The following is a 24,719-nucleotide window of genomic DNA, read 5'->3' on the forward strand; positions in this document are numbered from 1 at the left end:
GTTCTCCGTCCCTAATGCGCGCCTTCGTAGGCTTCTTCACCCTCGCCAAGGCTGTCCTTGTCGAGGTATTTTCCAACACTTTCCGGGCCTTCCACATATTCCAGATACGAGCGGTACAGGAATGCAATCGCGTGCAGGAACACCATCGCTGCGAAGGCGATCAGCAAGATCTTGAACAGGAAATAGCCGTTGAATCCGTTGGGGCTGAACCCGATGGTTTCCACGTTCCAGCGCAGCGCGCGGGACTTGGCCACCAGCCGGTCCAAAGTATCACTGGCCGAGGGCTTCGGCACGATCAGATGCCGCCACATGAAGTACCAGCCATACATCCAGGTCAGCACCGCCATCGGCATCATGAACAGTATGGCACCACACATGTCGACCACACGTTTGGCGCGGTGGCTGATGCCGGCATAGATCAGGTCAACGCGGACATGGCCGCCCTGTACAAAGGTGTAGGTGCAGCACAGGCACACGACCATGGCGTTATACAGTTTCAGCTCTTCCGCGAACCAGCTGATATCCATCTGAAACGGGATACCCAGCCCAAAAGACATATCCGGGCGGGTAAAGACCCGCTGCATGAACACGATGATGATCTGCTGAACCACCATCAAAAGGCCTGCCCAGGCGAAGAAACGCCCCGTCGTGTTGGCAAAGCCTTCAAGCCCGCGCACCATCGCCCACATGAAGTTGCGGTAGTAAAGACCAATGGCCGTCAACACCAGAAACAGCGTGAAAACCACAAAGAAGAACTCGACCGACCCGCCGTAATAGACAAAGCGCATGACTGCTTCTTTGTCCGACCAGTCTAGCCAGAGTTGCGGATGCGTGATGGCGTATCCGAAATTAATGAAGGCTTCGGCAATGTTCTGAATGAACCATATCAGTCCATTCCACAGGGCGCCGAAGAACGAGATACCGTTTTCGTCCTGCATGTTGTCCCCAGGTCGCGTCAGTTGCACATTTGAGAGTTACAGTTTGTCCGACCGTCAGATGCGCAACGGGAATGGCTCCCCCGACATGCGGGGGAACCGATTTCAAAGATCGAAGTGACTTAGCCGCGAACGCGGTCGCGCTGCGAGGTGTAGACACCCGACGACAGATTGTTCCAGGCCGAAGACGCGGCCATGGATTCCATCGCGCTGTCGTGGATGCGCTTGAACAGCTCGTCGCCCATGTTCTCGTCCAGGACTTCCTGGCTTGCGGCACCAAACGCGTCCCAAACGCTGTCCGGGAACTCCATGACCTTGACGCCACCAGCCTGCAGACGCTGCAGCGCCGCGCCGTTGTTGGCCAGGAATTGCGCCAGGTTCCACTGATGGCATTCACCTGCGGCGATCTCGATGATCTTCTGCTGCGAGGCAGACAGGCTGTCATAGACCTCGCGGTTGGTTGCCAGCGAAAGACCCGCACCCGGCTCATGGAAGCCCGCGGTGTAGTATGTCTTGGTGATTTCCTGGAAACCGGCTTTTTCGTCAGCCCACGGACCGATCCACTCGGTTCCGTCGATCGCGCCGGATGACAGCGCCTGATACACTTCGGAGCCCGGAATGTTCTGCACGGATGCGCCCAGTTTACCCAGAGCTTTACCGCCCAGCCCCGGCATGCGGAACTTCAGGCCGTTGAAATCTTCGGGGCTGTTGATCTCTTTCGAGTACCAGCCACCTGCCTGCGCACCGGTGTTACCAGCCAGGAAGGATTTCAGGCCAAAGATTTCGCCCAGCTCGTCATGCAGTTCCATACCACCGGCATGGTAGTACCAGTTCACCAGTTCCTGGGCGGTCATACCAAACGGAACAGCGGTAAAGAATGCATAGCCCGGATGCTGACCCACAAAATAATAGTCTGCCGCGTGGTACATGTCGGCCTGACCGGATGATACCGCGTCAAACACTTCGAACGCGCCAACCAGCTCACCGGCTGCTTTGATCTCAACGTTCAGGTTGCCGTCCGACATGGTGGTGATGCTGTCGGCGCAACGCTGCGCGCTGTCGAACACACCTGCAAGGCCACGGCCCCAGGATGTGACCATGGTCAGCGTGCGCTTGCCCTGTGCATAGGCCGGTGCCGCCAGCGTGGTCGCTGCAGCAGCCGAGCCGCCCAGTGCGGATGTTTTCAGAAATGAACGACGGTCCATATGAGTGATCCTCCCCTTCATAATCATGACCCGGATTGTCCGGGCCTGTCGTATTCAACAGCGGCAAGACTAGTCACAAGGAAGTGAAAGGGAATACCTACTACTGCGTAGAAACGCGGCTTTCTGCGCGAATTGCACAGGCAATAACGGCCCAATCATAGCAAAACAGGGATTTTTGATGCCGTTTTCCCGCCAGACGCCCAATCTTTTTGCAATTTTGCTGTGGCTTGCGTATCGATTCGTCCATGCAAAGACTTCGACAACTGGTCTCGTTGACCTATGCTCAAAAGCTGTCGCTGGTGGCGGCGATCCCGCTGGTCGTGGCGGTGGCCGCGATTGCGGTGATGGTTGCCTATGAGGCGCGCGCCACTGCCGAGCGCGAAATTGAAGCACTGGAACGCTCTTTGATTCAGGCCAAGAAGGAAGAGCTGCGCAACTATGTGACTCAGGCGCGCAATGGGTTTGCCTATATCTACGGGCGCGCGGCTCCGGATGACACCGCCGCCAAAACTCAGGTCGCGCAAATCCTGTCGGCCATGATCTATGGGCAGGACGGGTTCTTTTTCGTCTATGACTATGACGGCACCAATCTGGTCAGCCCCCGTCAGACTGAGTTCATCAACCGAAATTGGGAGGGTCTGACCGACAGCGACGGCACACCGGTGGTGAATGAGTTCATTCGCCTTGCTCGTCAGGGTGCGGGTTGGCACAGCTTTATGTGGCAAAAGCCCTCGACCGGGGAAGAGGCGCAGATGATCGCCTATGTCGTCGGCCTTCAGGATTGGCGCTGGGTCGTGGGCACCGGCGTGTTCATCGATGACATCGTTGCTGCAGTTGCCAGCGCACGGGCCGAGGTTGAAGCGCGCGTGCAGCGTACCTTCATGTATATCGGTGCCATTGTTCTGGCCGCTGTTCTGATTGTCTTTGCCTCAGGCATGTTGCTCAACATCCGCGAAAGACGTCTGGCCGATGCCAAACTTAAACAGCTGACCCAACGGGTGTTCGACGCACAAGAGGAAGAGCGCGGCCGTGTGGCACGCGAGCTTCATGACGGGATCAGTCAGATCCTTGTGGGCGTGCGCTTTGCGTTGGACAACGCCCGCCGTCGCCTGTCGCGCGGCGATGATGTGGGCGCGCATGATCCACTGGACAAGGGGATCGAGCATCTGGGAACCGCCATCAGCGAGGTCCGCCGCATCAGTCGCGACTTGCGCCCCGGCGTGCTGGACGATTTGGGCCTCGGCCCCGCGCTTGAGGCTCTGACAGATGATTTCCGCGAGAGAACCGGGATCGAGACCGATTTCTCGACCGTTGTTTTCCGCAACCGGCTGGATCAGGATAGCAAGATCGCCCTCTACCGCATCGCCCAAGAGGCCCTGACCAATATCGAACGCCATTCCGGAGCCACCCATGTCACCATCGATCTGCGCGGGCACAAGAAAGGCGCAACCATGCGAATAACCGACAATGGCCGCGGTTTGCGCAACTCTCCGGGTCGGGGCAGTACCGGGATTGGGTTGCGCAATATGCAGGAACGGATCGAGCAACTTGACGGATCGCTGCGTATTCTGTCATCACGCGGCCACCGCAGCGGCACAGTGATCGAGGTCAGCCTGCCACTCAGCCACCTGTTGCCGCCACAGGAAGACGCAACTCCGAACCGAAAGGCCGGTACATGAGCGACCAGACGATCCGGGTCCTGATTGTCGACGATCATCCAATGGTGGCCGAGGGGATCCAGTCGATCCTCGAAAGCTATGACGACATCACCGTGGTCGGGACACTCAGCAGCGGAAAGAAAGCGGTTGATCAGGTTGCCGATCTGAAGCCTGACGTCATCCTGATGGACCTGAACATGCCCGGGCTAAGTGGCCTGAGCGCAACCGAGATCATCCTTGAACGCATACCGGACACCTGCATTCTGATCCTGTCCATGCATGACAGCCCCGAATATATTTCGACTGCTCTCAGCCACGGTGCAAAAGGGTACGTGCTCAAGGACGTCCCAACGGATGAAATCAAAAAGGCCATCGACGCCGTCATGCGGGGTGAACAATATTTGTGCACGGGCGCAAGCGGTTCCCTCAAACCCAAAGGCGACACAACGCGCGAGGCTTTGACCGGGCGCGAGCAGACGATCTTGCTGGAGCTGGCACAAGGGAAATCGAATAAGGAAGTCGCCCAAACGCTTGATATCTCGGTGCGAACGGTCGAAACCCATCGCAAGAACATCAAACGAAAATTGGGCATATCCTCAACTGCCGGCCTGACCCGCTATGCGCTGGAGCACGGCGTTCTACAGGGCACCAGCCCAGGGTTCTGATCCCGTAGCGCGGCACGCGCTGCTCGGCCTAGCCGCCGCAGGCAGGCGGGCAACGGGCGATAGCACTCTTAGTTACCGTCAATCCAGAAGGGCGTCGCGCCGGACTCCTTCCTTGTCATGGTGATGCTGAAGAACACGCCCATATAACTGACGGGTCCGTTCCACCCCACCGCACATGCCTTCGGTTTCGACAAAAGAAAAGATCCCGACATATCGTCTGCGCTCTCCTTTCACGGGAGCGACCCGGTGCAAGGAATAGCGCCCTTTGAAAATCTGCAAATCCCCTGGGTTCAACACCAACTGGTGCACCGGTGTCCGATCACCGTCCAGAACCGCAGAAACGGCCGCGAAATTCTCATCATCGGCGCTTCGCAGGTTGGGGGCATATTCGAATTCACCGCCGAATTCTCCATTCTGAATGGCCAGCGTCACGGTGTAGTTGTTGGTGTCAAAATGCCAGGGAAACCCCTGCCCTTCTTCGACCACGTTGATGATGACATCAGCCAAAGGATCATCGTAGCGAAAGAACCGGTCTTCGGACTCGTTCAATGCCGTTCGAATGAAAGGTAAAAAACCAGCGAACTCATAAATACGTCGCAGCGGTCCGGATTTGGAAAAACTGTCCGCCGGCACAAAGGCATTCGACCGATCATAGAATCGACGCACCGGATGGCTTGGCGCCAATGCCGGATCGTCTTTGGTGAAATACGCATTCGTTCGGCTAAATGACCTATGTGCTCCAACGGCAGTCTTATCGGCTTCTTTCAGCAAACGCGCCACGCCATCCTCGTGTACGAAACCTGGAAGAACAGCACAGCCGTCCCGATCCAGCTCGCGCCTCAGATCACCTATCAGTTGCTCATATGCCCATGAACCGGGGCGGTCTATCGGGTATCGCCCGAGATCAACCAGATCCTGCAACATGTTCGGCCTCCCTCGCCACTGCAATTAAGTCCAGCGTGACTCAGCCTAAAATCACGATCATGCCCGTTTCGGACATCGGCATGACGCATTTCGACACTTCCGTGCCACTCGCCAAGCAATGCAAAGAGGCGAAAATCCCGAAAGTTCCGAACATGCGTCAAAATGCGCAATAAAATGTCGCAAAATACCACCCAGAAGTTAGAAAATTGGTGCAATTGCCTGTTGACGCCCGTTTCCACCGCCCATAATGTCCAACCCAAGCAAAAAGGAGCCTCTGGCGATGAGAACGCTAGTCGTAATCGTAGGAACCACGCGCATGGGCCGGTAACGGTAAACCATAATCGAACCCATGCGCCTCCGAAAATCTCGGGGGCTTTTTTTATGCGAAACGCAAGACACATGTCGCGAACGGAGCAAAGCAGATGACACGTGAGATGACCGGCGCAAAGATGGTAGTTCAGGCCCTCAAGGATCAGGGCGTGGACACGGTATTCGGATACCCCGGTGGCGCCGTGCTACCGATCTATGATGAGATCTTTCTGCAAAACGACATTCGCCACATTCTGGTGCGTCACGAACAGGGTGCGGTTCACGCCGCCGAAGGCTATGCCCGCTCGACCGGCAAGCCCGGCGTTGCGCTTGTGACCTCGGGCCCCGGCGCTACCAATGCGGTGACCGGGCTGACCGATGCGCTTCTGGACTCGATCCCGATTGTTGTTCTGACCGGACAGGTTCCGACCTTCATGATCGGCTCGGACGCCTTTCAGGAGGCTGATACCATTGGCATCACACGCCCCTGCACCAAACATAACTGGCTGGTAAAGGACACGAATTCGCTGTCCGATACCTTGCACGAGGCGTTCCATGTCGCCACCTCGGGCCGTCCTGGCCCGGTCCTGATCGACATTCCCAAGGACGTTCAGTTTGCATCCGGAGAATACAGCGCACCGAAACCATCTACCTCACACTATCAACCTGTCCTGAAAGGTGATCTGGAAGAGATCACCGAGCTGGTTGCTGCGATTGAGACCGCGAAAAAACCAGTGTTTTACACCGGCGGCGGCGTCATCAATTCGGGCCCGGCAGCCAGCCAGTTGCTGCGGGAACTGGTAGACGCAACAGATTTCCCGATCACTTCGACCTTGATGGGCCTGGGCGCCTATCCGGCGTCTGGCAGGAATTGGCTGGGCATGCTGGGCATGCACGGGTTGTATGAGGCCAATCTGGCGATGCATGATTGCGATCTGATGATCAATATCGGCGCTCGTTTTGATGACCGCATCACTGGTCGGATCGACGCGTTCTCGCCCGATTCCAAAAAAGCGCATATCGACATCGACCCGTCTTCGATCAACAAGGTGATCCGCGTTGATATCCCGATTGTTGGCGATGTGGCCCACGTGCTTGAGGACATCCTCAAGGTCTGGAAATCGCGCGGTCGCAAGACCAACACCGCAGCTATTGCGAAATGGCAGGAACAGATCGGCGAATGGCGCAAGGTGAACTGCCTGGCCTATACCAACAGCGAAAAGACCATCAAACCGCAATACGCGCTGCAACGCCTTGAAGAACTGACCAAAAAACATGACCGTTACATCACGACCGAGGTTGGCCAACACCAGATGTGGGCCGCTCAATACCTTGGCTTCGAAGATCCCAACCGCTGGATGACCTCAGGTGGTCTGGGCACGATGGGTTACGGGTTCCCGGCCTCGATCGGTGTTCAGATGGCACATCCCGACGCGCTGGTGATCAACGTGGCCGGTGAGGCCTCGTGGCTGATGAACATGCAGGAAATGGGCACCGCTACGCAGTATCGCCTGCCGGTGAAACAGTTCATCCTGAACAACGAACGCTTGGGCATGGTGCGCCAGTGGCAGGAACTGCTGCATGGCGAACGGTATTCGCATTCCTGGTCCGAAGCGCTGCCTGATTTCGTCAAGCTCGCCGAGGCGTTTGGCGCCAAGGGTATCTTGTGTTCTGACCCCGCCGATCTGGACGATGCGATCATGGAGATGATCAACTATGACGGCCCCGTGATCTTCGACTGTCTGGTCGAAAAGCACGAGAACTGCTTCCCCATGATCCCGTCGGGCAAGGCCCACAACGAGATGCTGCTGGGCGAGGCCGAGACGCAGGGCGTGATCGATAGCAAAGGTTCGGTTCTGGTATGACAGCGCAGATGATCAGTTTTGACGCAACGCGCTTCCAGCCTACCCCGGGCGAGTTGAACGAAGAATCTGATGATTTCATCAATCCGGATGTGTTTGGCAAGGAACTCAGCATCTTTCTGAGTGAAGAACTTGCCGCATCCGGGTTTGAGGTTTCCTTCGCCTGTGCCGAGGACTGGGGATGGTATCACGAAATTGATCACGACGAGCCGTTTGCCCTGGTTTTCGGCTGCTCAAACTATGGTGATGGCCATCTGGTTCAGTTCTCACCAAAGACCGAGCATGTGAGAAAGATGTTCAAGAAATACCACGCAGCCCCCAAGGTGGGTGCATTGCGTGGCGCAATTTGGAAAATTCTGGAGAATGCCGAAGGTGTATCGAACCTTCGCTACGAAGAGGACTAGCTCAGCATGTCTGCCCTACATATCAAAAAAGGCTCCACCCGCCATTCGGCCTATAACCTACGACCCACGTTTTCCGACGTACAGGAACGCCATACCATCGCAGTTCTGGTCGAGAATGAACCGGGGGTTCTAGCCCGCGTCATCGGCCTGTTCTCGGGTCGTGGTTATAACATCGAAAGCCTGACCGTCGCCGAGGTGGACCATACCGGCCACCTCAGTCGCATCACCATCGTCACCACCGGCACACCGCAGGTGATCGAACAGATCAAGGCGCAGCTGGGCCGGATCGTATCGGTACGCGACGTGCATGACCTGACAGTCGAAGGCGCGTCGGTCGAGCGGGAATTGGCCATAATCAAGGTGGTCGGCGACGGCGACAAGCGGGTCGAGGCGCTGCGTCTGGCCGATATTTTCCGTGCCAATGTCGTGGACAGCACGTTGAATTCGTTCATTTTTGAGATCACCGGCGCACCTGACAAGATCGACGCCTTTGCCGATCTCATGCGCCCGCTGGGTCTGATCGAAATCGCCCGGACCGGCGTTGCAGCCCTGTTGCGCGGCGATTGACCAAAACTGCCCCGCCGGCGCATCCAGTTGGCGGCGGGGTATCGGCAATACCCAATTTGCAAGATCACATTACGCCAAACGTGAACATCAACGTCACATTTGCCTAAAAAGTTTAAGCTAAATCAGAATTAACCTATTGCGTCTGTGCATCATCGCGTTAGCCTTCAAGGGTAGCGCGGCGTTGGGATGCGTCCGCTGGGTCATCTGTACGATTTCAGACAGCGCCTGGTTTGTTGGCCAGTTGTGTCGCGGTTATTCGGAATACACACAAGTACCGGGACGAAAATGACGAACGACAGCCGCAGCCCCGACGACCTACGCAGGATGTTCGGCGCCAATCTGCGAACTCTTGCTGGACAATATAATTCAGTTTCCGAGCTGTGCCGCCAGCTTGGAGTGAACCGAACTCAGTTCAATCGCTATCTTGGCGGCGAAAGCTTTCCCCGACCCGATGTCCTTGACCGAATATGCCGCTTTTTTGATGTTGATGCTCGGATTTTGCTCCATCCCTTGGATCAGATTGACCAACCGTCCAAGCACCCGGCTGCCGTCGCCCTGACCGAGTTTCTGGGATCCACCCCAGCCACCCTGACTGAAATTCTGTTTCCCGGCGGGTTCTATTATGCGACCGAGACAGAACTTGATGGCACAAAACCCCTGAGACACAGGCTTTTTCACGCCAGAAGGTTACCGCAATGTACTTTGGTTAGAGGGTTTGAACCAATTTCCGAGACACCCGGAGCATCAGTCGCAGAGCGCGAAGTACAGGGTATTGTGGCCTGTGCCGGGCGGCAGATTTATATGCTCATGTCCTGTCGTGCGTCTCAGAAAAGCAGGATTTATCTGGTGACACGTGGAATTGAAAATCAAACAAACTGTTGGCGCGGTGTCGCAATTTGCCTGTCAAAAACTACAGCTACCGCAACGACGACACGGCGGATATTGCTCAGACATTTAGGGGACGACACCTCGACAGTCCTGGCCGCCGCGCGCATTGCACGCCGACCAGAAGCCATGGCCCGCGCTTGACAACGATCCTAGCGTGTTAACCCGCGATTTCCCCGCCCTGAGAGATCAGCCAGTATAGGTGCCAACTGGCGTGCCCCAATAGCGGCAGTACGATCAACAAGCCGAAAAACCAGGGGATCATTGCGGCAAACGTCAGAACCGCAATCAGCGCGCCCCACCCCAGCATCAATCTGCGGTTTGCGGCCACATAGCTATAGCTGGCAATCATTGCGGTCACAAAATCCAGCTCTCGGTCCAAAAGCATCGGAATTGAAAGCACCGTGATCATGTAGAGGATGGTCACAAAAATCGCGCCAACAGCTGTTCCAACCGCCAACATCGTCAACCCGTTTGATGTAAGGAACACCTCAAGGGACGAAGACACATTGGTCATGGTCGATAGCCCCATAAAAAGGGCAAAGATCATGTGACCAAGAAAGAACCAGAACAGAAACATCACAACGATGATGGCGCAGATCGAGGGTAACTGACGGCGGCTTTGACCCAGGATTACGCCAAATATGGCCCGAGAATCTAAACCTTCACCCTCTTGAATGCGCCGCGATACCTCATACAGCCCCACCATGGCAAAGGGGCCCAGCATCGGGAAACCGATTGCGGCCAAAATCAGCCAATAGGTCGTTCCGGTCGTGAGAGTGACCCAAACCATCAGCCAGCCCATCAATACATAGAACCCGGAAAAGAGCAGCCCAAAGAGCGGAGCGCGGCGAAAATCGCTCCAGCCTCGCCTTAGGGCCTCGTGCAGCATTTCGACATCTACCCGCCCCATGTTCGGAACACCAAACTGTTTGTCCATGGCTTTTATCCTTCGTATCCGGTCGATTTTCAGGCGGGTCGTTTTTGCGGCCAACTGGTGGCAGAATGATATGCAGATCCGATGGACAAAATGCGAGAATCCGCTCCGCGCGGCCCAAAGATCTGCATCCCCATCGGCAAGCCTTCGGATCCAAATCCAACAGGAACCGAGAGGCAAGGCAGTCCGATCAGGCTGACCGGCACCACGACCTGCATCCAACGGTGATAGGTATCCATCCGGGTGCCGTTGATTTCGGTGGGAAATGCAAGCTGCAAGTCGAATGGCCAGACCTGGGCCGACGGCAGGATAAGCGCATCATAGTCCTGGAAAACTTCGGTCGCACGTCGGAACCACTCGGTTCGCACAACACTGGCACGATGGACCTGCATCGCTGTCAGCGCCAGACCACGGTCCAGTTCCCATTGCGCAGTATCCTTCAGTGACGCGCGGTGTTCTGTCCGAGACGCAAGACCGGCGGCCACGCTCCACGAACGCAATGTAATCCAGCTATTCCACATCTGGTCGGCGTCAAAGGGCGGTGTGAGGGGTTCGACCTTGGCCCCGAGTTGAGTGAACACCTCGAGCGCGTCACGGCAAATCTCGCGGATACCAGGTTCGAATGGAAAGGCTCCGCCCCAGTCATCCAACCACCCGATACGCATTCCGGTCAGGTCTGCGGGTTGGACCGGAGACACGCTTTCCCCCGGATGACCCAAAGGTTGAGACGGATGAGTGCCGCTGATCACATCAAGCAATAGACCAATATCTTCGGGGCTCCGCGCCATCGGGCCCAATGTAGAAAGCTGGTGCAAGTACCCGTCACCGTCGGGTTCGTTTGGCACCCGCCCCCAACTGGGCCTGAAGCCATAGACGTTGTTCCATGCCGCAGGGTTGCGCAGGCTGCCCATCATGTCAGACCCATCGGCCAGCGCCACCATGCCAGACGCCAGCGCGACTGCTGCTCCACCGGATGAACCGCCGCAGGTACGCTCGGGGTCATATGGATTGCATGTCACGCCATATACTGGGTTGAACGTATGTGAGCCCAACCCGAATTCCGGGGTATTGGTTTTACCGATCAGGATTGCCCCGGCCTCTTTCATCCGCTGGGCTAACAGATCGTCTGTTTCCGGAATGAACCCATTCAGGATTGGTGATCCTTGGGACGAAACCACGCCCGCAACATTCACCAAGTCTTTGACGGCAATCGGCAGACCATGCAGCGGACCACGGTTTGGTCCGGCATCAACAGCACGGGCCTCGGCCATCAAATCATCAGGATCACGCATTGCCACGATTGCATTCAGGCGCTCGTTCACTGCGGCGATCCGCTCTAGCGTCAGTTGCATCAGCTCAGCCGCCGATAAACGCCCAGAGGACAATGCACTCAACAATTCGGCAGCTGTTATTTGGCCTAGATCCATCCCTGGGCTCCACCTTTTTGGTCAGCCTAGCCGGAGCGTATCCTCATTTAAACCCTCAGTTTGAATGCATCTTTTTAGCAAAGACCACCCGAAGTCACTTGGATCGAGACCCAAAATGCAAATTGCTGTCGTGCCCAAGAAAGTGCTTTACGCACAAAAGGATGGAAAGGACGCTAAACACAAGCCAGATCCCGCCCCACATCATGGTCGTGCCACCAAATTCTTCGGCCAGCATGTAGGCATCCGAGCGGACACCCGAGCGCCGGATCGTGTCATCAAAGATATCATAAGGCACATAGATCACGCTGGTCAGCCCGATCACGCGCAAAGCCAGATCACAGATCGGCCGACTTAGATAGAACGCCATGCCGATCAGTACCGCCCCAACACCTGCACAAAACGCCATGGCAAAGGGATCGCGGACATAAAGCGCTGTTACCAACAGCATCACGCCGCCAAATCCACCCAGCACCGCCCGGTCCCAATGCGTGCGCAATGCTATCAGCAACAACCCCATCCCTAGCGCCAGCGACCCGAGATAACCGGCGGACAGGCTGAAGAATCTTTGCCCACCACGCGCTGTGACAAGACCACCCTGCTGCGGTGAGATCGAGAAGCTCTCGACCGAACCACCGGTTAGGACGACGGTTATCGCGTGCGACAGCTCGTGCAGGAAAACGATGAGTATCTTCAGAGGCACCACAATCGGCGTAGACCAGAACACAAACACCAAAGCGACAAGCGCAATCAGTTGCCAATGTCCTTTGATCAGCTTCATCATGGGCATCGAACGCGCTGCTATCAGCCTTCGCCCTGCGCTTCGGAACGGCTTTTTCCGGCCACGTTCAAGGCCAGCGTGGCGGCCATGAACCCGTCAAGATCCCCATCCAAAACCCCCTTGGTATCCGAGGTTTCATGGTTGGTCCTCAGGTCCTTCACCATTTGGTAAGGCTGCAGAACATACGACCGGATCTGGTTGCCCCAGCCCGCATCGCCCTTGGCCTCGTGGGCTGCGTTGATGTCAGCATTGCGGCGGTCCAGCTCTTGCTGGTACAGGCGGGATTTCAGCGCTTTCATCGCAATATCACGGTTCTGGTGCTGGGATTTCACGGATGATGTAACAACGATCCCGGTCGGGATATGCGTGATCCGCACGGCCGAGTCTGTCGTGTTCACGTGCTGACCCCCGGCCCCCGAGGACCGGTAGGTGTCGATGCGAATCTCGGACGGGTTGACCTCGATCTCGATATTGTCGTCCACCACCGGGTAAACCCAGACCGAACTGAACGAGGTATGCCGTTTGGCCGCCGAGTCATAAGGTGAAATTCGCACCAGCCGATGCACGCCGCTTTCCGATTTCAGCCAGCCATAGGCGTTGTGGCCAGAAATTTTGTACGCCGCGGATTTAATACCCGCCTCTTCGCCCGAGGTCTCGGATTGCAGCTCGACCGTATAGCCCTTTTTCTCGGCCCAGCGGACATACATCCGCGCCAGCATCGAAGCCCAGTCGCAGCTTTCGGTGCCGCCTGCGCCCGAATTGATCTCGAGGAAGGTGTCGTTCCCGTCGGCCTCTCCGTCCAGCAGCGCCTCAAGCTCTTTTTTGGCGGCTTTGGCTTTTAGCTTTCTGATCGCCTCTTCAGCGTCGGTGACGACTTCTTCGTCCTCTTCCATCTCGCCCAGTTCGATCAATTCCATATTGTCGCTGAGGTCGGTTTTGATGGATTCATAGATTTCAATAGCATCGACCAGCATCTGCCGCTCTCGCATCAGTTTTTGCGCATTCTCGGGGTTGTCCCACAGGTTTGGATCCTCAACCCGGGCATTGAATTCCTCAAGGCGATGGGGTGCGGTTTCATAGTCCATGCGCTGCGCCAGCAGCTCTAGCGACTTTTCAATTTCCGCCACGGTATTCTGGGTTTCGGCGCGCATGGTTACGTCCCAACTTGCTCAATCAGGCCTGCGTGATAGCAAGAGCGTGGGGCCACCACAAGACAGCGGAGACCTGAATGCATATTGTTCCGGGTGATATCATGGATTGCTGGGGATTATGCCGTGCCACTCTGATCGCCGAAGCCCAGCATGCGTTAGTCTGGAAAGTTCACGCGCGGGATTATGGGCCGGCCGCGCTAAAGCTATACCACCGCGCAGATCGCGGGAACGAAGCTGCTTCGACCAGGCTTTTGTCGCTTTGGCAGGATCGTGGCGCGGTTGCCATTTATGCCGAAGCGGGCAAAGCCGTATTGATGGAGTGGTTGGAGGGTCCGACACTGGGTGACATCGCGCGTGACGGAAACGCTGAAAGCGCGCTGCAGGTTTTCTCGGAGATGGCCCTCCGCCTTCACCAAAAGCCCACGGTTGCGTTCGACGAGCTGCGACCATTGCACGAGGTATTCAATCCACTGTTTGATTGCACGTTTGCCCGCGATTGCCCTGATGCACTACAACGCGATGTGATCCGCGCAACGGAACTGGCATCAAACCTTCTGACGAGCCAACCGCAGGTGGTGCCGCTGCATGGTGACCTTCACACCGATAACGTAATTCAAACGCCTTCAGGGGCACAGGTAATTGATGCAAAGGGGTATCTGGGCGATCCTGCTTTTGAACTTGCAAACGCACTGCGGCATCCCAAAGGTATGCCCGATCTGGTTCGCAGCCGCGACCAGATCGAACGCTGCCTCCAGCTTTACTCCGGAGCGTTAGGTGTGTCGCGGAAACGTCTTGCCCAATGGGCCGCTGCAAAATGTGCGCTATCCATCATGTGGCGCGGCCATGGGATAGTTTCAGCTGCGCCCGAGGCAACGCTCTTGAACCTATTGTTGCGCGCGGCGGATCAGTAAAGCCCGCCGCCCTGCAAATCGCCCTGGCTGGCATTTGGGCCAACGGTGATGGTGTCGCCGGTCGACGTGGTCACCTGACGACCCGAGCTGTTGACCTCTTCAAACAGCGGCAGATCGGAACCCATCGCAAAACCACCGTCATAGATGCGGTCGATAAAGCCGTCGGCGCCATCGCGGAAATACTCGGCCACGACAAAGTCTCCGGACGCATCAGATGGCAAGCGCGCGCCGCTGAACCGGTCGATTTTGATAAAGTGACCACCTGGGGGCACCTCGAACGGGCCTCCACCGTATTTCTCGACTGCGGTTTCCATGAAGCTTTGGAACACAGGTCCACACAAAGTGCCGCCATACGCGCCCCGGCCCATCGGGCGGGGGCGGTCATAGCCGATATAGCAGCCTGCAACAATGTTCGAGGTAAAGCCGATGAACCAGGCGTCTTTGGATTCGTTGGTTGTTCCGGTCTTCCCAGCGGTGGGCACAGGCAGATTGATAACGCTGGATGCCGTGCCGCGATCTACGACACCTTTCATCATCGACGTCAGCTGATAGGCGGTAATCGCATCCATGACCTGACTGCGGTTTGTCTCGATCGTGGGGGATTCATCAGGTTCCAGCCAGGCCGAATTACAATCCAGGCACTGGCGGTCATCGTGGCGATAGATTGTCTTGCCGAACCGATCCTGAATACGGTCAACCAGAGTGGGTTCAACCCGCTCGCCGCCATTTGCGAACATCGCATAGGCCGCAACCATCTTGTACAGCGTCGTCTCTTCGGACCCCAGCGAGTTGGCCAGGAAAGCACCCATCCGGTCATAAACGCCAAAGCGTTCCGCGTATCCGGCAACCACGGGCATCGTGACTTCTTGCGCCAGACGGATAGTCATCAGGTTCCGCGACTGTTCAATCCCGGTACGCAATGGCGTCGGCCCGTAGAATTTGTTGGTCGAATTCTTGGGTCGCCACAGGCCCTGCGGTGTGTTCACTTCGATCGGAGCGTCGACCACAATGGTCGCAGGGCTATACCCGCTGTCCAACGCAGCGGCATAGACGAAAGGCTTAAAGCTTGACCCGGGTTGACGCTGCGCCTGCGTGGCACGGTTGAACACAGAATCCTGGTACGAGAATCCGCCCTGCATCGCCAAAACTCGGCCCGAGTTCACATCCATCGCAACAAAGCCGCCCTGAACCTCGGGGACCTGACGGGCGGACCATTGGCCTTCTTCCCCGGCCATCACCAGAATGACGTCACCGCGTTTGAAGTTGTCGAAGAAGCTGCCCTGCATCCACTTGATGTCCGAGCGCGGGATGATGCCGTCAGCCGGACCATTTTCAATGCCGACGGTCAGGGCCTGCTCACCGACATCCAGTACTACGGCGGGATACCACTGCGTAGGCAGAACCACATCACGGGGGATTTCCAGAATCGCCAAGGCCTCACGCCACTGCACCTCATCCGCCAGAATTTCTTCGGCGATCACTTCGTCAGTCCCGTGCCATTTTCCACGAGACCGGTCGTATTTCTGCAGCGCCTCGCGCAGGGCGTGCGCGGCTTTGACTTGCATTTCCTCGTCCACAGAGGCGCGGACAGTAAAACCACCTGTGAAGAACTCGCCCTCGCCGAAATCTTCGCTCAGCTGGCGGCGGATTTCGTCGGTGAAGTAATCCCGCGGCGGCAAGGCGGTGCGGAAACTTTCGAAATCACCATTCTGGACAGACCGCAAAGGCATCTCGACCTCGGCCTCATAGGTCGCCGTGTCGATATAACCGTTTTGGTTCATCTCGCGCAGCACATAATTGCGCCGGTTCACAAGGCGTTCTTTCTGCCGAACCGGGTGATAATCCGACGGCGCCTTGGGCATAGCTGCCAAAGTGGCGGCCTCATGCGGAGCCAATTCCTGAAGGGTCTTGTTGAAATAGGTTTGCGCCGCTGCGGTTACACCATACGAGTTCTGGCCCAGAAAAATCTCATTCATGTAGAGTTCTAGGATCTGTTCCTTATCCAGCGTATTCTCAAGCCGTGTGGCCAGGATGATCTCTTTGATCTTGCGCTCGGCCCGACGGTCCCCCGACAACAGGAAGTTCTTCATTACCTGCTGTGTGATCGTCGATGCACCCCGTACATTCTCGCCTTTGGATTTCACTGCCTCGACACCGGCGGCAATAATCCCGCGCGGATCATAGCCCTTATGGTTATAGAAATTCTTGTCTTCGGCCGAAATAAAGGCCTGCTTAACCAGTTCGGGGATTTCTTCTGACGGGGTGAACAGACGGCGTTCCTGCGCAAATTCGTCGATCAGCTGACCCTCGCCAGAATAAATCCGGCTGATCGTGGGCGGTTTGTACTGCGCCAGGGATTCGTGACTGGGCAGGTCGCGCCCATACATCCAGAACACCGCGCCGATAACCAGCGCAGCCATAAAAATACCCAAGGTCACGAGGCTGAATATCGCCCCGAAAATCGAAAGAATGAAACGGATCACGTTACTGCCTTTTGCTCGCGGTGCCGCCTATATAGTGTCGCACCTGTGCAGGGTCAAAACACCATGGCCAATAATAGCCGGTTTGCGCCACGGGGTCACTGTCCAATCAGGGATCGTTTTACCATATCGTCCTGGCGCCATTTCTCTAGCCCATCCCGAATACCGCGCGCCATTCCCATGCGCCACTCCTGATTTCGTATATTTTTCAAATCTCTAGGGCTGGAAAGGAAGCCAAGCTCAATCAGAACGGAAGGAATATCCGCTGCCTTCAGAACCGAAAATGAGGCGGTGCGAATTGGCTTGTTGTTCATCGGACCGCCCTGTTGCGTCATTCCATTCGCCAGCATTTGTGCCAACGCATCCGTACGCGGCCTGGTTTCCTGACGCGCAAGGTCCAGCAGAACATCTGCAACCTGATCATCCGCACCGCTCAGATCGACGCCCGAAATCAAATCACTGCGGTCGTGCCGCTCGGCCAGTTTGTGGCTTGCTACATCCGAGGCATCTTGAGACAGCGTATAAACGGCCGCGCCATGAGCCCGCCCTTCTGTCAGAATGTCGGCATGTATAGAGATGAACACATCTGCACCTGCACGGTGTGCCAATGCAATACGACGTTCAAGAGAAACGAACTGATCATCGGTCCGCGTCATCTCAACCTCGTATCCGCCCGTGCGCAATAGCATCTCGCCCAGCTCTCGGGCAAAGGTCAGCATCAGCGTTTTCTCATCATCACCGTCAACTTCGGCGCCGGGATCAATTCCTCCATGCCCGGGATCCAACATGACACGCAAAGTTCCGTTGCCCTGCCCCCTAGGCGTGACAGATGTTACCGCCGGTTCCGGCAAATCCCAGCCGGTTTGCCGGGGCGTGCCAGCGCTGGCTGCGAAACTGTCGAAATCTGTCCCTTGCAGCCCAAGCGTCAAATGCGCGGCCCCAGTCGCAGAGTCCACTCGCATATCCGCCGTCTCGACCATCAGAGGCGCGCCCAACTCTAGCACCATGCGGGACCAGCCCGGTACGTAAGAGCCGAACTGCACACCACTGATACGACCAGTCTGTAGAAAGCGGTCACGATCAAGACCGGTCCAGTCTACCTCCTGGAAATCCAGGATCATCCGATACGGGTCGCGCAGGGTAAAAACGCGATAAGGCACCCCCTGGCTAAGCCCAAGCTGGATGCTTACACCGGACCGCCCGTCATCAACAATCGAACTTTGGTCTGGCAAAACACGGGCGAGTGCGCTGAAATCCTGCGCAACGGCGGTACTGCCTAGCGCCCAGATCAGCGCGATGGCGTAGATAATTCTGCTCATGGCCTCAAGTTTTCCCGAGATCGATTGAAGCGCAGCCTACCCGACCCGCACTTGGATGTGAACGCTTTAGGCTTGGGCAGAAATCAAGCCCCGATCAGCCATGAAACGCTGAAGCCGCCGCAGCCCCTCTTCGATATCCCCAGTCGAACGTGCATAGGAAAAACGGATGGTGCCGTGCCCGCGCTGAGGATCGAAATCCAGCCCCGGAGTGACCGCCACGCCGACCTTATCCAAAATCTCAGCCGCAAAGGCACGGCTGTCGTCGGTCAGGTCAGACACATCGGCGTAGACATAGAATGCCCCATCAGGTGGCGCGATATTGGTGAAACCGGCTTTGGGCAGACCGTCCAGCATCAGCGCCCGGTTCCGCCGATAGACATTAAGATTGGCCTGCAATTCCTCATCACAATCCATCGCCGCCAGCGCTGCCACCTGGCTGGCGTGAGGCGCGCAGATAAACATGTTCTGCGCAATCCGCTCAACGACGCGCACATGATCCTCAGGCACAACCATCCAGCCAACGCGCCAACCTGTCATAGAGAAATACTTGGAGAATGAGTTGATCACATAGCACTCATCTGTCAGCTCCAGCGCGGTGACGGCTTTGGCTTCGTATTCCAGACCGTGGTAAATCTCATCACTGATGAAAGACGCACCCTGCCCCTGAGCGGCCTCGATCAGCGTCCCCATTGCGGAGCGATCCAGCATGGTGCCTGTCGGGTTGGCGGGCGAGGCCACCATCAGTCCCTGCAAATTTAGCCCTGCGAAATCGGCTGGCACCGGCTGCAGGCGGTGTTCCGGAGCGGTGGGCAGATCAACCGCGACCAGCCCCAGGGCCCGCAATATCTGCCGATATGACGGATAGCCGGGGGCCCCAATACCCACGCGATCCCCGCTGTCGAACAGCGCGGTGAACGCCAGCAGAAATCCGCCTGACGAACCGGGGGTTACCACCACCCGTTCGGGATTGAGATCGACATTATACCACTCGCCATACATCTGCGCGATCCGGCGGCGCAGTGCTGGCAGACCCAATGCAACGGTATATCCCAGCGGGCCTTGCTCCATTGCCTTAGCCAATGCCTCGGTCGCCCCTTTGGGTGCGCCGGTTCCAGGCTGGCCGACCTCCATGTGGATGATGTGGCGGCCAGCTTCTTCGGCTTTGCGGGCAGCCTCCATCACGTCCATCACGATGAACGGATCGACCCCGGACCGGGTTGAGTTTCGCATGGCCATCTCCCATGTTGCAATCATGGCTTTTGAACGCGTATCCAGGCTGGCGTCAATCCCAGCCCTGTTGCTGTTTGCAGTGACTTGGCTCGTAGGCGCTGTTCAGGCCCAAAGCCTGATCCGTGATCCAGATATTGAACACGGTCTGCGAGAGTTGGCCTTTCCCGTTCTGCGCGCCGCCGGTCTGAATACCAACCGGGTCCAGATACTGGTGGTCAATGACAGCACGTTCAATGCCTTCGTTCTGGATTACAATGCGATCTATCTGAACTATGGGCTAATTCTTTCAGTTGAAAGCCCCGAGATGTTGCAAGCGGTTATCGCACATGAGGCGGCCCATATCGCCAACGGGCACTTATCGCGCCGTTACGAAAACCTGAATGCAGCACGGCAAAAAGCCGGGCTTGGGACGGCTTTGGCACTGATTGCTGCAGCTGCTGGCGGCGGCGAGGCCGCATTCGGAATTGCAGCCGGTACTAATTCGGCAGCCCTGCGCAGCTTTCTTGGCCACACCCGCGCTGAAGAGTCCTCGGCGGATCGCAGCGCAGCAAGCTATTTACGTTGGGCCGGCATCTCGCCCAGTGGCATGGTGTCTCTGCACCGTAAATTCGCGGGGCAAGAGCTGTTAAACACGGTCAACCAGGACCCATACATGCGATCACACCCCACCAGCCGCGAGAGGCTGCGCGCCGCCGAGGCGTTTCTGGAAGAGTTCGGCGATAAAGCCAAACCCAGCCAGAATGCCGATTACTGGTTCGCAAGGGCGAAAGGTAAGCTTTCGGCCTTCATCCGCTCGCCCACATGGACGATGCGGCGCGCCAAAGAAGAAACCGCCCAGGACATACGACTGATGCGCGAGGCAGCAGCCCACCATCAAAACCGTGATCTGACCAAAGCGCGCGCTGCGATTGATGGTGCTTTGGCAATCCGGCCCAATGACCCCTATTACTATGACCTCAAAGGCCAGATCATGCTTGAAAACCGTCAAGTGGCCGATGCGGTAGCAGCATATGGCAAAGCCGTTGAATTGGCGCCGAATAACCCACTTATCCTGGCCGGATACGGGCGGTCCCTGTTGGTTCAAGGTAAGACAGTGGAAGCCTTGGCCATTCTTGAAAAAGCGCGGGCCAGAGATTTTCGTAACGCAAGATTGATGCAAGACCTGGGTGCAGCTTATGCCAAAACAGGCAATACTGGCATGGCATCGGCGGTTACAGCCGAAAGATATGCCCTGCAGGGCCGTTTGGATGACGCCGGTATTCACGCGAAACGCGCGGTTGCGCAGTTGCCGGTCGGATCACCGGGTTGGCAACGGGCCCAAGATGTGTTGATTGCGTTTGAACAAGCAAACAAGAGTAATTCGAAAAGGAAACGGAAATGATCCTCAGACACGCTGCACCAGCCCTTCTGGGGCTTTCCCTGATCGCAGGATCGGCGCAGGCCCTGGACCTGAGCCAGCTGACCGACGCCGAAAAACAACAATTCGGAGAGCAGGTACGCGAATACCTTCTGGAAAACCCCGAAGTCATCATCGAAGCGATCAACATTCTGGAACAACGCAACGCCGTTGAAGAAGCGCAGGCGGATAAAGAGCTTGTCGCCAGCAATGCTGATGAGCTTTTCAACGACGGGTACAGCTGGGTGGGCGGCAATCCGGACGGAGATATTACTCTGGTCGAGTTCATGGACTATCGCTGCGGATATTGCCGCCGTGCGGTTCCCGAAGTGGCCAGCCTGCTGGCCGAGGATGGCAATATTCGGCTTGTGATCAAAGAGTTTCCGATCCTCGGAGACGCGTCGATGATCTCATCCCGCTTTGCTGTTGCCGCCAAACATGTTGCCGGGGACGATGCCTATAAGCAGGTTCACGATGCCCTGCTCGAATTCACCGGGGAACCGTCGCCGGTTACTTTGCGCCGTATCTCGGACGGGCTGGGTTTGGACAGTGACGCGATTCTGGCGGCAATGGACAGCGAACAGGTCACCGAGGAAATCCAAAAGACCCGTGAATTGGCGCAGCGGATGCAGATTTCGGGCACGCCTTCGTTTGTGCTGGGCACCGAAATGCTGCGCGGGTACCTGAAAGCAGATCAAATGCAGCAAATTGCGAATGCCGTTCGCGCCGAGCAAGGCTGATTTGGCAGGCCGGTTCCGCAACAGGAGCCGGCCATTCCGTCAGGGCATCGGGTCGCCAGCAAGGTGGCTTAGATATTCCTCTAGATTAGACCAGCCATCGCCGTCCCGGTCCGCCCAGACATCTGAGGGATCATTCGGGTCCAGGCCAGTCCGCCCTGTTTCCCAAGTATCAGACATTCCGTCCCGGTCAGTATCAACTGCCGCGTGAACAATGGGCAAATCCGGCCAACCGCCCACCTCGCCCGGATCGTTTATCCGATGTCCATCACAGCCGCGGACGTTTTCGATCACCATCGCATCCAGACTGTCCAAAGCTTGGTCATCCCCGTGCCGGGCCCCCACGGTTCCAAGAACGGTTTCGTATGTCGTGCTCACCTCGGCAGGTTCAACCGACAGCGGCTGGTGAGGTTCAGCCACAAGGAATTCGACCGCCGCATCATCCGCAATCTTGCCCTTCACTGATCTGTCGCATAGCAGCTCAATACGGCTGTCCAGATGCAGGTTATCTTGTTCGAAAACCGAGATGCTGAACCCTTTGTCTGCGCCATAAGGGAACACCTCGAATGCGGCGGGGGGCGGCCTGTTCCGTGTACTGGGGCCCGGCAGGACGACGTTTCCCACATAGGCGATCCATGTGTCGCCGTAATGGTTCCAGAACTCACCGAATTGCGAGGTCGCGTCGTAGAACACGTTGTTAATAATGTCGACTTGCCCAGATGGTGACGACTGGATGTCTGGATTTCTGTCGCGGTTATGGGCAAACAGGTTTTGATACAGGGTGACCCGCCCACATTGCCTTGCCGTTCCATCATCGGAACACAGCAGAGCACCTTTTGAATGCTTTCCCTTTGTATGGGTGGACTTATCCAGAGCCAGGGCTGAGATGCTGCGGGCTATCGTGATATCTTCGCTTGGCAGGTTTTCCGTTCCAACGCCCAGATTCTCATCCGTGGCAAATTGGATCGAGACACGGTCAACGTAGATATTCGAACTGCTCTCTATGGAAAGCCCGTCCACGTTCGACGAGGGCTTGTAACTGGGTCCAGGCCGAAATTTGAGGTTCCGCAGCAAAACATCCTGCGCCTCAAAAATCATCAGGGGTGAATCCAGAACCTTGCCAAGTTTGATCTGCACCCCCTGTCCCGGCGCGGTCTGTCCGGAGATATAGGTGTTCGAAGCCACTTTCATCTGGGTGTCTACAGTGATCGTCCCTGAAATATCGAAAACGCAAACCCGTCCGGAGCCGTCATTTTCGACGCACTCACGCAGGCTGCCCGGGCCGGTATCGTCCAAGGTTGTGATATGAAACACTTCGCCGCCACGCCAACCCGTAGCGTTCTGCCCATATCCCACCGCACCGGGAAATGCGGGCTGATCGGCCACTACGCTATCTGCCACCATGAAACCCGAACACCCGGCGATCACTGCACCCAGGCCGAAGGCTTTCAAGTTACGGCGCATTGCATAAGCCCCTTGTTAGAGTCCGGACCGCAAAGACCGAGGGCCGAAGAGGCAGGAGACAATCTAATCTTCAAACGATCGCTTACTGGCATACGACTAAGAAACCCATGAAACAAAAACAACAAATCTAAGCGGGAATGAAAATCTCATTCCTCACAATAATGTGGACCAACAGCGTCGCGTTTTCAATGAGGTGTCTGGGATTGGGGTCCACCAGATACACGCGGCCAATAACATGCAGGCCCTATGAATTGACCCTGCATGCCTGCCGAACTGGTCATTCAACGGCCAATCAAGCTGGAAAATTACTCAGCGGCTTCCTGCGCAGCGTCCAATTCAGCGGCCTTCTTCTCGACCTCTTCAACAATGTGGTCGACCATCTGATCGTTGGACATCTTGTGGCTGGCCTTGCCCGCCAGATACACCATACCCGATCCGGCGCCGCCGCCGGTAAAGCCGACATCGGTCATCAGCGCTTCGCCCGGGCCGTTCACGACACAGCCGATGATTGAAAGGCTCATTGGTGTTTTGATATGTTCAAGACGCTGTTCCAACGCCTCGACTGTTTTGATCACATCGAACCCCTGCCGCGCACAAGAGGGGCATGAGATGATATTAACCCCGCGATGGCGCAAGCCCAGAGATTTCAGGATCTCGAACCCTACCTTGACCTCTTCGACAGGATCCGCAGACAGGCTGACGCGGATCGTGTCGCCAATGCCCATCCACAATAGATTGCCCAGACCAATCGCCGATTTGATGGTGCCCGAAACCAGTCCTCCGGCCTCGGTAATACCCAGATGGATGGGGGCGTCCGTGGCCTCGGCGATGCCCTGATAGGCAGCTGCCGACAGGAAGACATCGCTGGCTTTCACGCTGATCTTGAATTCGTGGAAATCGTTGTCCTGAAGAATACGGATATGCTCTAGCCCGCTTTCAACCATCGCTTCGGGGCAAGGCTCGCCGTATTTCTCGAGCAGATGCTTTTCCAAGCTTCCCGCATTCACCCCGATCCGGATCGAGCAATTATGGTCACGCGCGGCCTGAATGACCTCTTTCACCCGACTTTCATTGCCAATGTTGCCAGGGTTGATCCGCAAGCATGCTGCGCCTGCCTCGGCAGCCTCGATCCCACGGCGATAGTGAAAGTGGATATCCGCCACGATAGGTACCGGACATTCGCGCACGATCTCTTTCAGCGCCTTGGACGAGGCCTCATCCGGGACCGAAACGCGCACGATATCCGCACCCGCCTCTGCGGCGGCCTGCACCTGAGCCACAGTCGCCGCCACATCCGTCGTCAGCGTGTTGGTCATCGTCTGCACCGCAATCGGAGCGTCACCTCCGACGGGGACGTTTCCAACCATGATCTGACGAGATTTGCGGCGGTAGATATTGCGCCATGGGCGCACGTGATTAAGGGACATGTGGACGGGTCCAAGACTGTCTGAGTTGGTCTTTAAATAGTCAGCCTA

The 24,719-nt window shown here is 56.7% G+C and carries 22 protein-coding genes; 10 read left to right on the forward strand and 12 right to left on the reverse strand.

The annotated features are described in order from the left end of the window. Positions 1 to 11 precede the first annotated feature (11 nt). Together AC2FH8_RS03955 and AC2FH8_RS03960 are read right to left on the reverse strand one after the other, a co-directional pair. Entirely contained in the window at positions 12 to 938 is a 927-nt protein-coding gene (locus AC2FH8_RS03955; protein WP_271947526.1) for a TRAP transporter small permease subunit, read from the reverse strand. 119 nt (positions 939 to 1,057) lie between these two features. Next, positions 1,058 to 2,140, reverse strand: a complete 1,083-nt coding sequence (locus tag AC2FH8_RS03960; protein ID WP_142633295.1) for a TRAP transporter substrate-binding protein — start codon at positions 2,138 to 2,140, stop codon at positions 1,058 to 1,060. Positions 2,141 to 2,385: 245 nt separating this feature from the next. Here AC2FH8_RS03960 and AC2FH8_RS03965 point away from each other — a divergent pair, with 245 nt between their 5' ends. Both AC2FH8_RS03965 and AC2FH8_RS03970 read left to right on the forward strand, forming a co-directional pair. Beyond that, positions 2,386 to 3,819: a cache domain-containing protein gene (locus AC2FH8_RS03965; protein WP_142633292.1), complete on the forward strand. Its 1,434-nt coding sequence runs from the start codon at positions 2,386 to 2,388 to the stop codon at positions 3,817 to 3,819. Then, on the forward strand, positions 3,816 to 4,463 hold the full coding sequence (locus AC2FH8_RS03970; RefSeq protein WP_142633290.1) for a response regulator transcription factor: 648 nt from the start codon (positions 3,816 to 3,818) through the stop codon (positions 4,461 to 4,463). The genes AC2FH8_RS03965 and AC2FH8_RS03970 overlap by 4 nt, the downstream gene beginning before the upstream one ends. Positions 4,464 to 4,541: 78 nt before the next feature. Here the strand turns inward: AC2FH8_RS03970 and AC2FH8_RS03975 are convergent, their stop codons facing one another. Then, on the reverse strand, positions 4,542 to 5,387 hold the full coding sequence (locus AC2FH8_RS03975) for a HalD/BesD family halogenase (RefSeq protein WP_496688365.1): 846 nt from the start codon (positions 5,385 to 5,387) through the stop codon (positions 4,542 to 4,544). A 35-nt stretch (positions 5,388 to 5,422) separates the two neighbouring features. On the opposite strand from AC2FH8_RS03975, the gene AC2FH8_RS03980 reads away from it, so the two are divergent. The 5 genes from AC2FH8_RS03980 to AC2FH8_RS04000 all read left to right on the forward strand — a co-directional run bounded on the left by AC2FH8_RS03980 (position 5,423) and on the right by AC2FH8_RS04000 (position 9,558). Continuing rightward, on the forward strand, positions 5,423 to 5,560 hold the full coding sequence (locus AC2FH8_RS03980; protein WP_496688366.1) for a hypothetical protein: 138 nt from the start codon (positions 5,423 to 5,425) through the stop codon (positions 5,558 to 5,560). Positions 5,561 to 5,809: 249 nt separating this feature from the next. Next, a complete protein-coding gene (locus AC2FH8_RS03985; RefSeq protein WP_496688368.1) occupies positions 5,810 to 7,561 on the forward strand; it encodes an acetolactate synthase 3 large subunit in 1,752 nt (583 codons plus the stop codon). 8 nt (positions 7,562 to 7,569) lie between these two features. Beyond that, the gene (locus AC2FH8_RS03990) at positions 7,570 to 7,962 is read left to right on the forward strand and encodes a hypothetical protein (RefSeq protein WP_281994482.1); all 393 of its coding nucleotides are present in this window, start codon (positions 7,570 to 7,572) and stop codon (positions 7,960 to 7,962) included. A 6-nt stretch (positions 7,963 to 7,968) separates the two neighbouring features. Beyond that, entirely contained in the window at positions 7,969 to 8,529 is a 561-nt protein-coding gene (ilvN, locus tag AC2FH8_RS03995; RefSeq protein WP_142633282.1) for an acetolactate synthase small subunit, read from the forward strand. A 324-nt stretch (positions 8,530 to 8,853) separates the two neighbouring features. Beyond that, positions 8,854 to 9,558: a helix-turn-helix domain-containing protein gene (locus tag AC2FH8_RS04000; protein WP_281994994.1), complete on the forward strand. Its 705-nt coding sequence runs from the start codon at positions 8,854 to 8,856 to the stop codon at positions 9,556 to 9,558. Between the two features lie 16 nt (positions 9,559 to 9,574). On the opposite strand, the gene AC2FH8_RS04005 is transcribed toward AC2FH8_RS04000, so the two are convergent. The 4 genes from AC2FH8_RS04005 to prfB form a co-directional block, all read right to left on the reverse strand. Beyond that, positions 9,575 to 10,354 (reverse strand): DUF2189 domain-containing protein, encoded by a 780-nt coding sequence (locus AC2FH8_RS04005; protein ID WP_281971948.1) that lies wholly within the window; start codon positions 10,352 to 10,354, stop codon positions 9,575 to 9,577. 29 nt (positions 10,355 to 10,383) lie between these two features. Beyond that, entirely contained in the window at positions 10,384 to 11,778 is a 1,395-nt protein-coding gene (locus AC2FH8_RS04010) for an amidase (RefSeq protein ID WP_496688371.1), read from the reverse strand. A 94-nt stretch (positions 11,779 to 11,872) separates the two neighbouring features. Continuing rightward, positions 11,873 to 12,565, reverse strand: a complete 693-nt coding sequence (locus AC2FH8_RS04015; RefSeq protein WP_496688373.1) for a M50 family metallopeptidase — start codon at positions 12,563 to 12,565, stop codon at positions 11,873 to 11,875. A gap of 14 nt (positions 12,566 to 12,579) precedes the next feature. Further along, positions 12,580 to 13,707: a peptide chain release factor 2 gene (gene prfB / locus AC2FH8_RS04020; protein ID WP_142633271.1), complete on the reverse strand. Its 1,128-nt coding sequence runs from the start codon at positions 13,705 to 13,707 to the stop codon at positions 12,580 to 12,582. 77 nt (positions 13,708 to 13,784) lie between these two features. Between prfB and AC2FH8_RS04025 the strand changes: the two genes are divergently transcribed. Beyond that, positions 13,785 to 14,618, forward strand: a complete 834-nt coding sequence (locus AC2FH8_RS04025; RefSeq protein WP_496688375.1) for an aminoglycoside phosphotransferase family protein — start codon at positions 13,785 to 13,787, stop codon at positions 14,616 to 14,618. On the opposite strand, the gene AC2FH8_RS04030 is transcribed toward AC2FH8_RS04025, so the two are convergent. The 3 genes from AC2FH8_RS04030 to AC2FH8_RS04040 all read right to left on the reverse strand — a co-directional run bounded on the left by AC2FH8_RS04030 (position 14,612) and on the right by AC2FH8_RS04040 (position 19,647). Then, a complete protein-coding gene (locus AC2FH8_RS04030) occupies positions 14,612 to 17,101 on the reverse strand; it encodes a penicillin-binding protein 1A (protein ID WP_496688377.1) in 2,490 nt (829 codons plus the stop codon). The genes AC2FH8_RS04025 and AC2FH8_RS04030 overlap by 7 nt on opposite strands. A gap of 95 nt (positions 17,102 to 17,196) precedes the next feature. Continuing rightward, positions 17,197 to 18,417, reverse strand: coding sequence for an N-acetylmuramoyl-L-alanine amidase (locus AC2FH8_RS04035; RefSeq protein WP_496688379.1), 1,221 nt, complete (start codon positions 18,415 to 18,417; stop codon positions 17,197 to 17,199). Positions 18,418 to 18,483: 66 nt separating this feature from the next. Further along, on the reverse strand, positions 18,484 to 19,647 hold the full coding sequence (locus tag AC2FH8_RS04040; RefSeq protein ID WP_271947547.1) for a pyridoxal phosphate-dependent aminotransferase: 1,164 nt from the start codon (positions 19,645 to 19,647) through the stop codon (positions 18,484 to 18,486). Here AC2FH8_RS04040 and AC2FH8_RS04045 point away from each other — a divergent pair. Next, the gene (locus AC2FH8_RS04045; protein WP_496688382.1) at positions 19,646 to 21,028 is read left to right on the forward strand and encodes a M48 family metalloprotease; all 1,383 of its coding nucleotides are present in this window, start codon (positions 19,646 to 19,648) and stop codon (positions 21,026 to 21,028) included. The two genes, AC2FH8_RS04040 and AC2FH8_RS04045, sit on opposite strands and share 2 nt — an antisense overlap. Next, positions 21,025 to 21,783 carry a DsbA family protein gene (locus AC2FH8_RS04050; RefSeq protein WP_271947549.1) on the forward strand — a complete coding sequence of 253 codons (759 nt, stop codon included), beginning with the start codon at positions 21,025 to 21,027 and terminating at the stop codon, positions 21,781 to 21,783. The genes AC2FH8_RS04045 and AC2FH8_RS04050 overlap by 4 nt, the downstream gene beginning before the upstream one ends. Before the next feature lie 39 nt (positions 21,784 to 21,822). Here the strand turns inward: AC2FH8_RS04050 and AC2FH8_RS04055 are convergent, their stop codons facing one another. Further along, positions 21,823 to 23,244, reverse strand: a complete 1,422-nt coding sequence (locus tag AC2FH8_RS04055) for a pectate lyase family protein (RefSeq protein ID WP_142633256.1) — start codon at positions 23,242 to 23,244, stop codon at positions 21,823 to 21,825. Between the two features lie 305 nt (positions 23,245 to 23,549). Continuing rightward, a complete protein-coding gene (ispG, locus tag AC2FH8_RS04060; protein ID WP_496688384.1) occupies positions 23,550 to 24,671 on the reverse strand; it encodes a flavodoxin-dependent (E)-4-hydroxy-3-methylbut-2-enyl-diphosphate synthase in 1,122 nt (373 codons plus the stop codon). Positions 24,672 to 24,719: the final 48 nt, after the last annotated feature.

The sequence above is a fragment of the Ruegeria sp. CDSC025 genome (assembly GCF_059610805.1).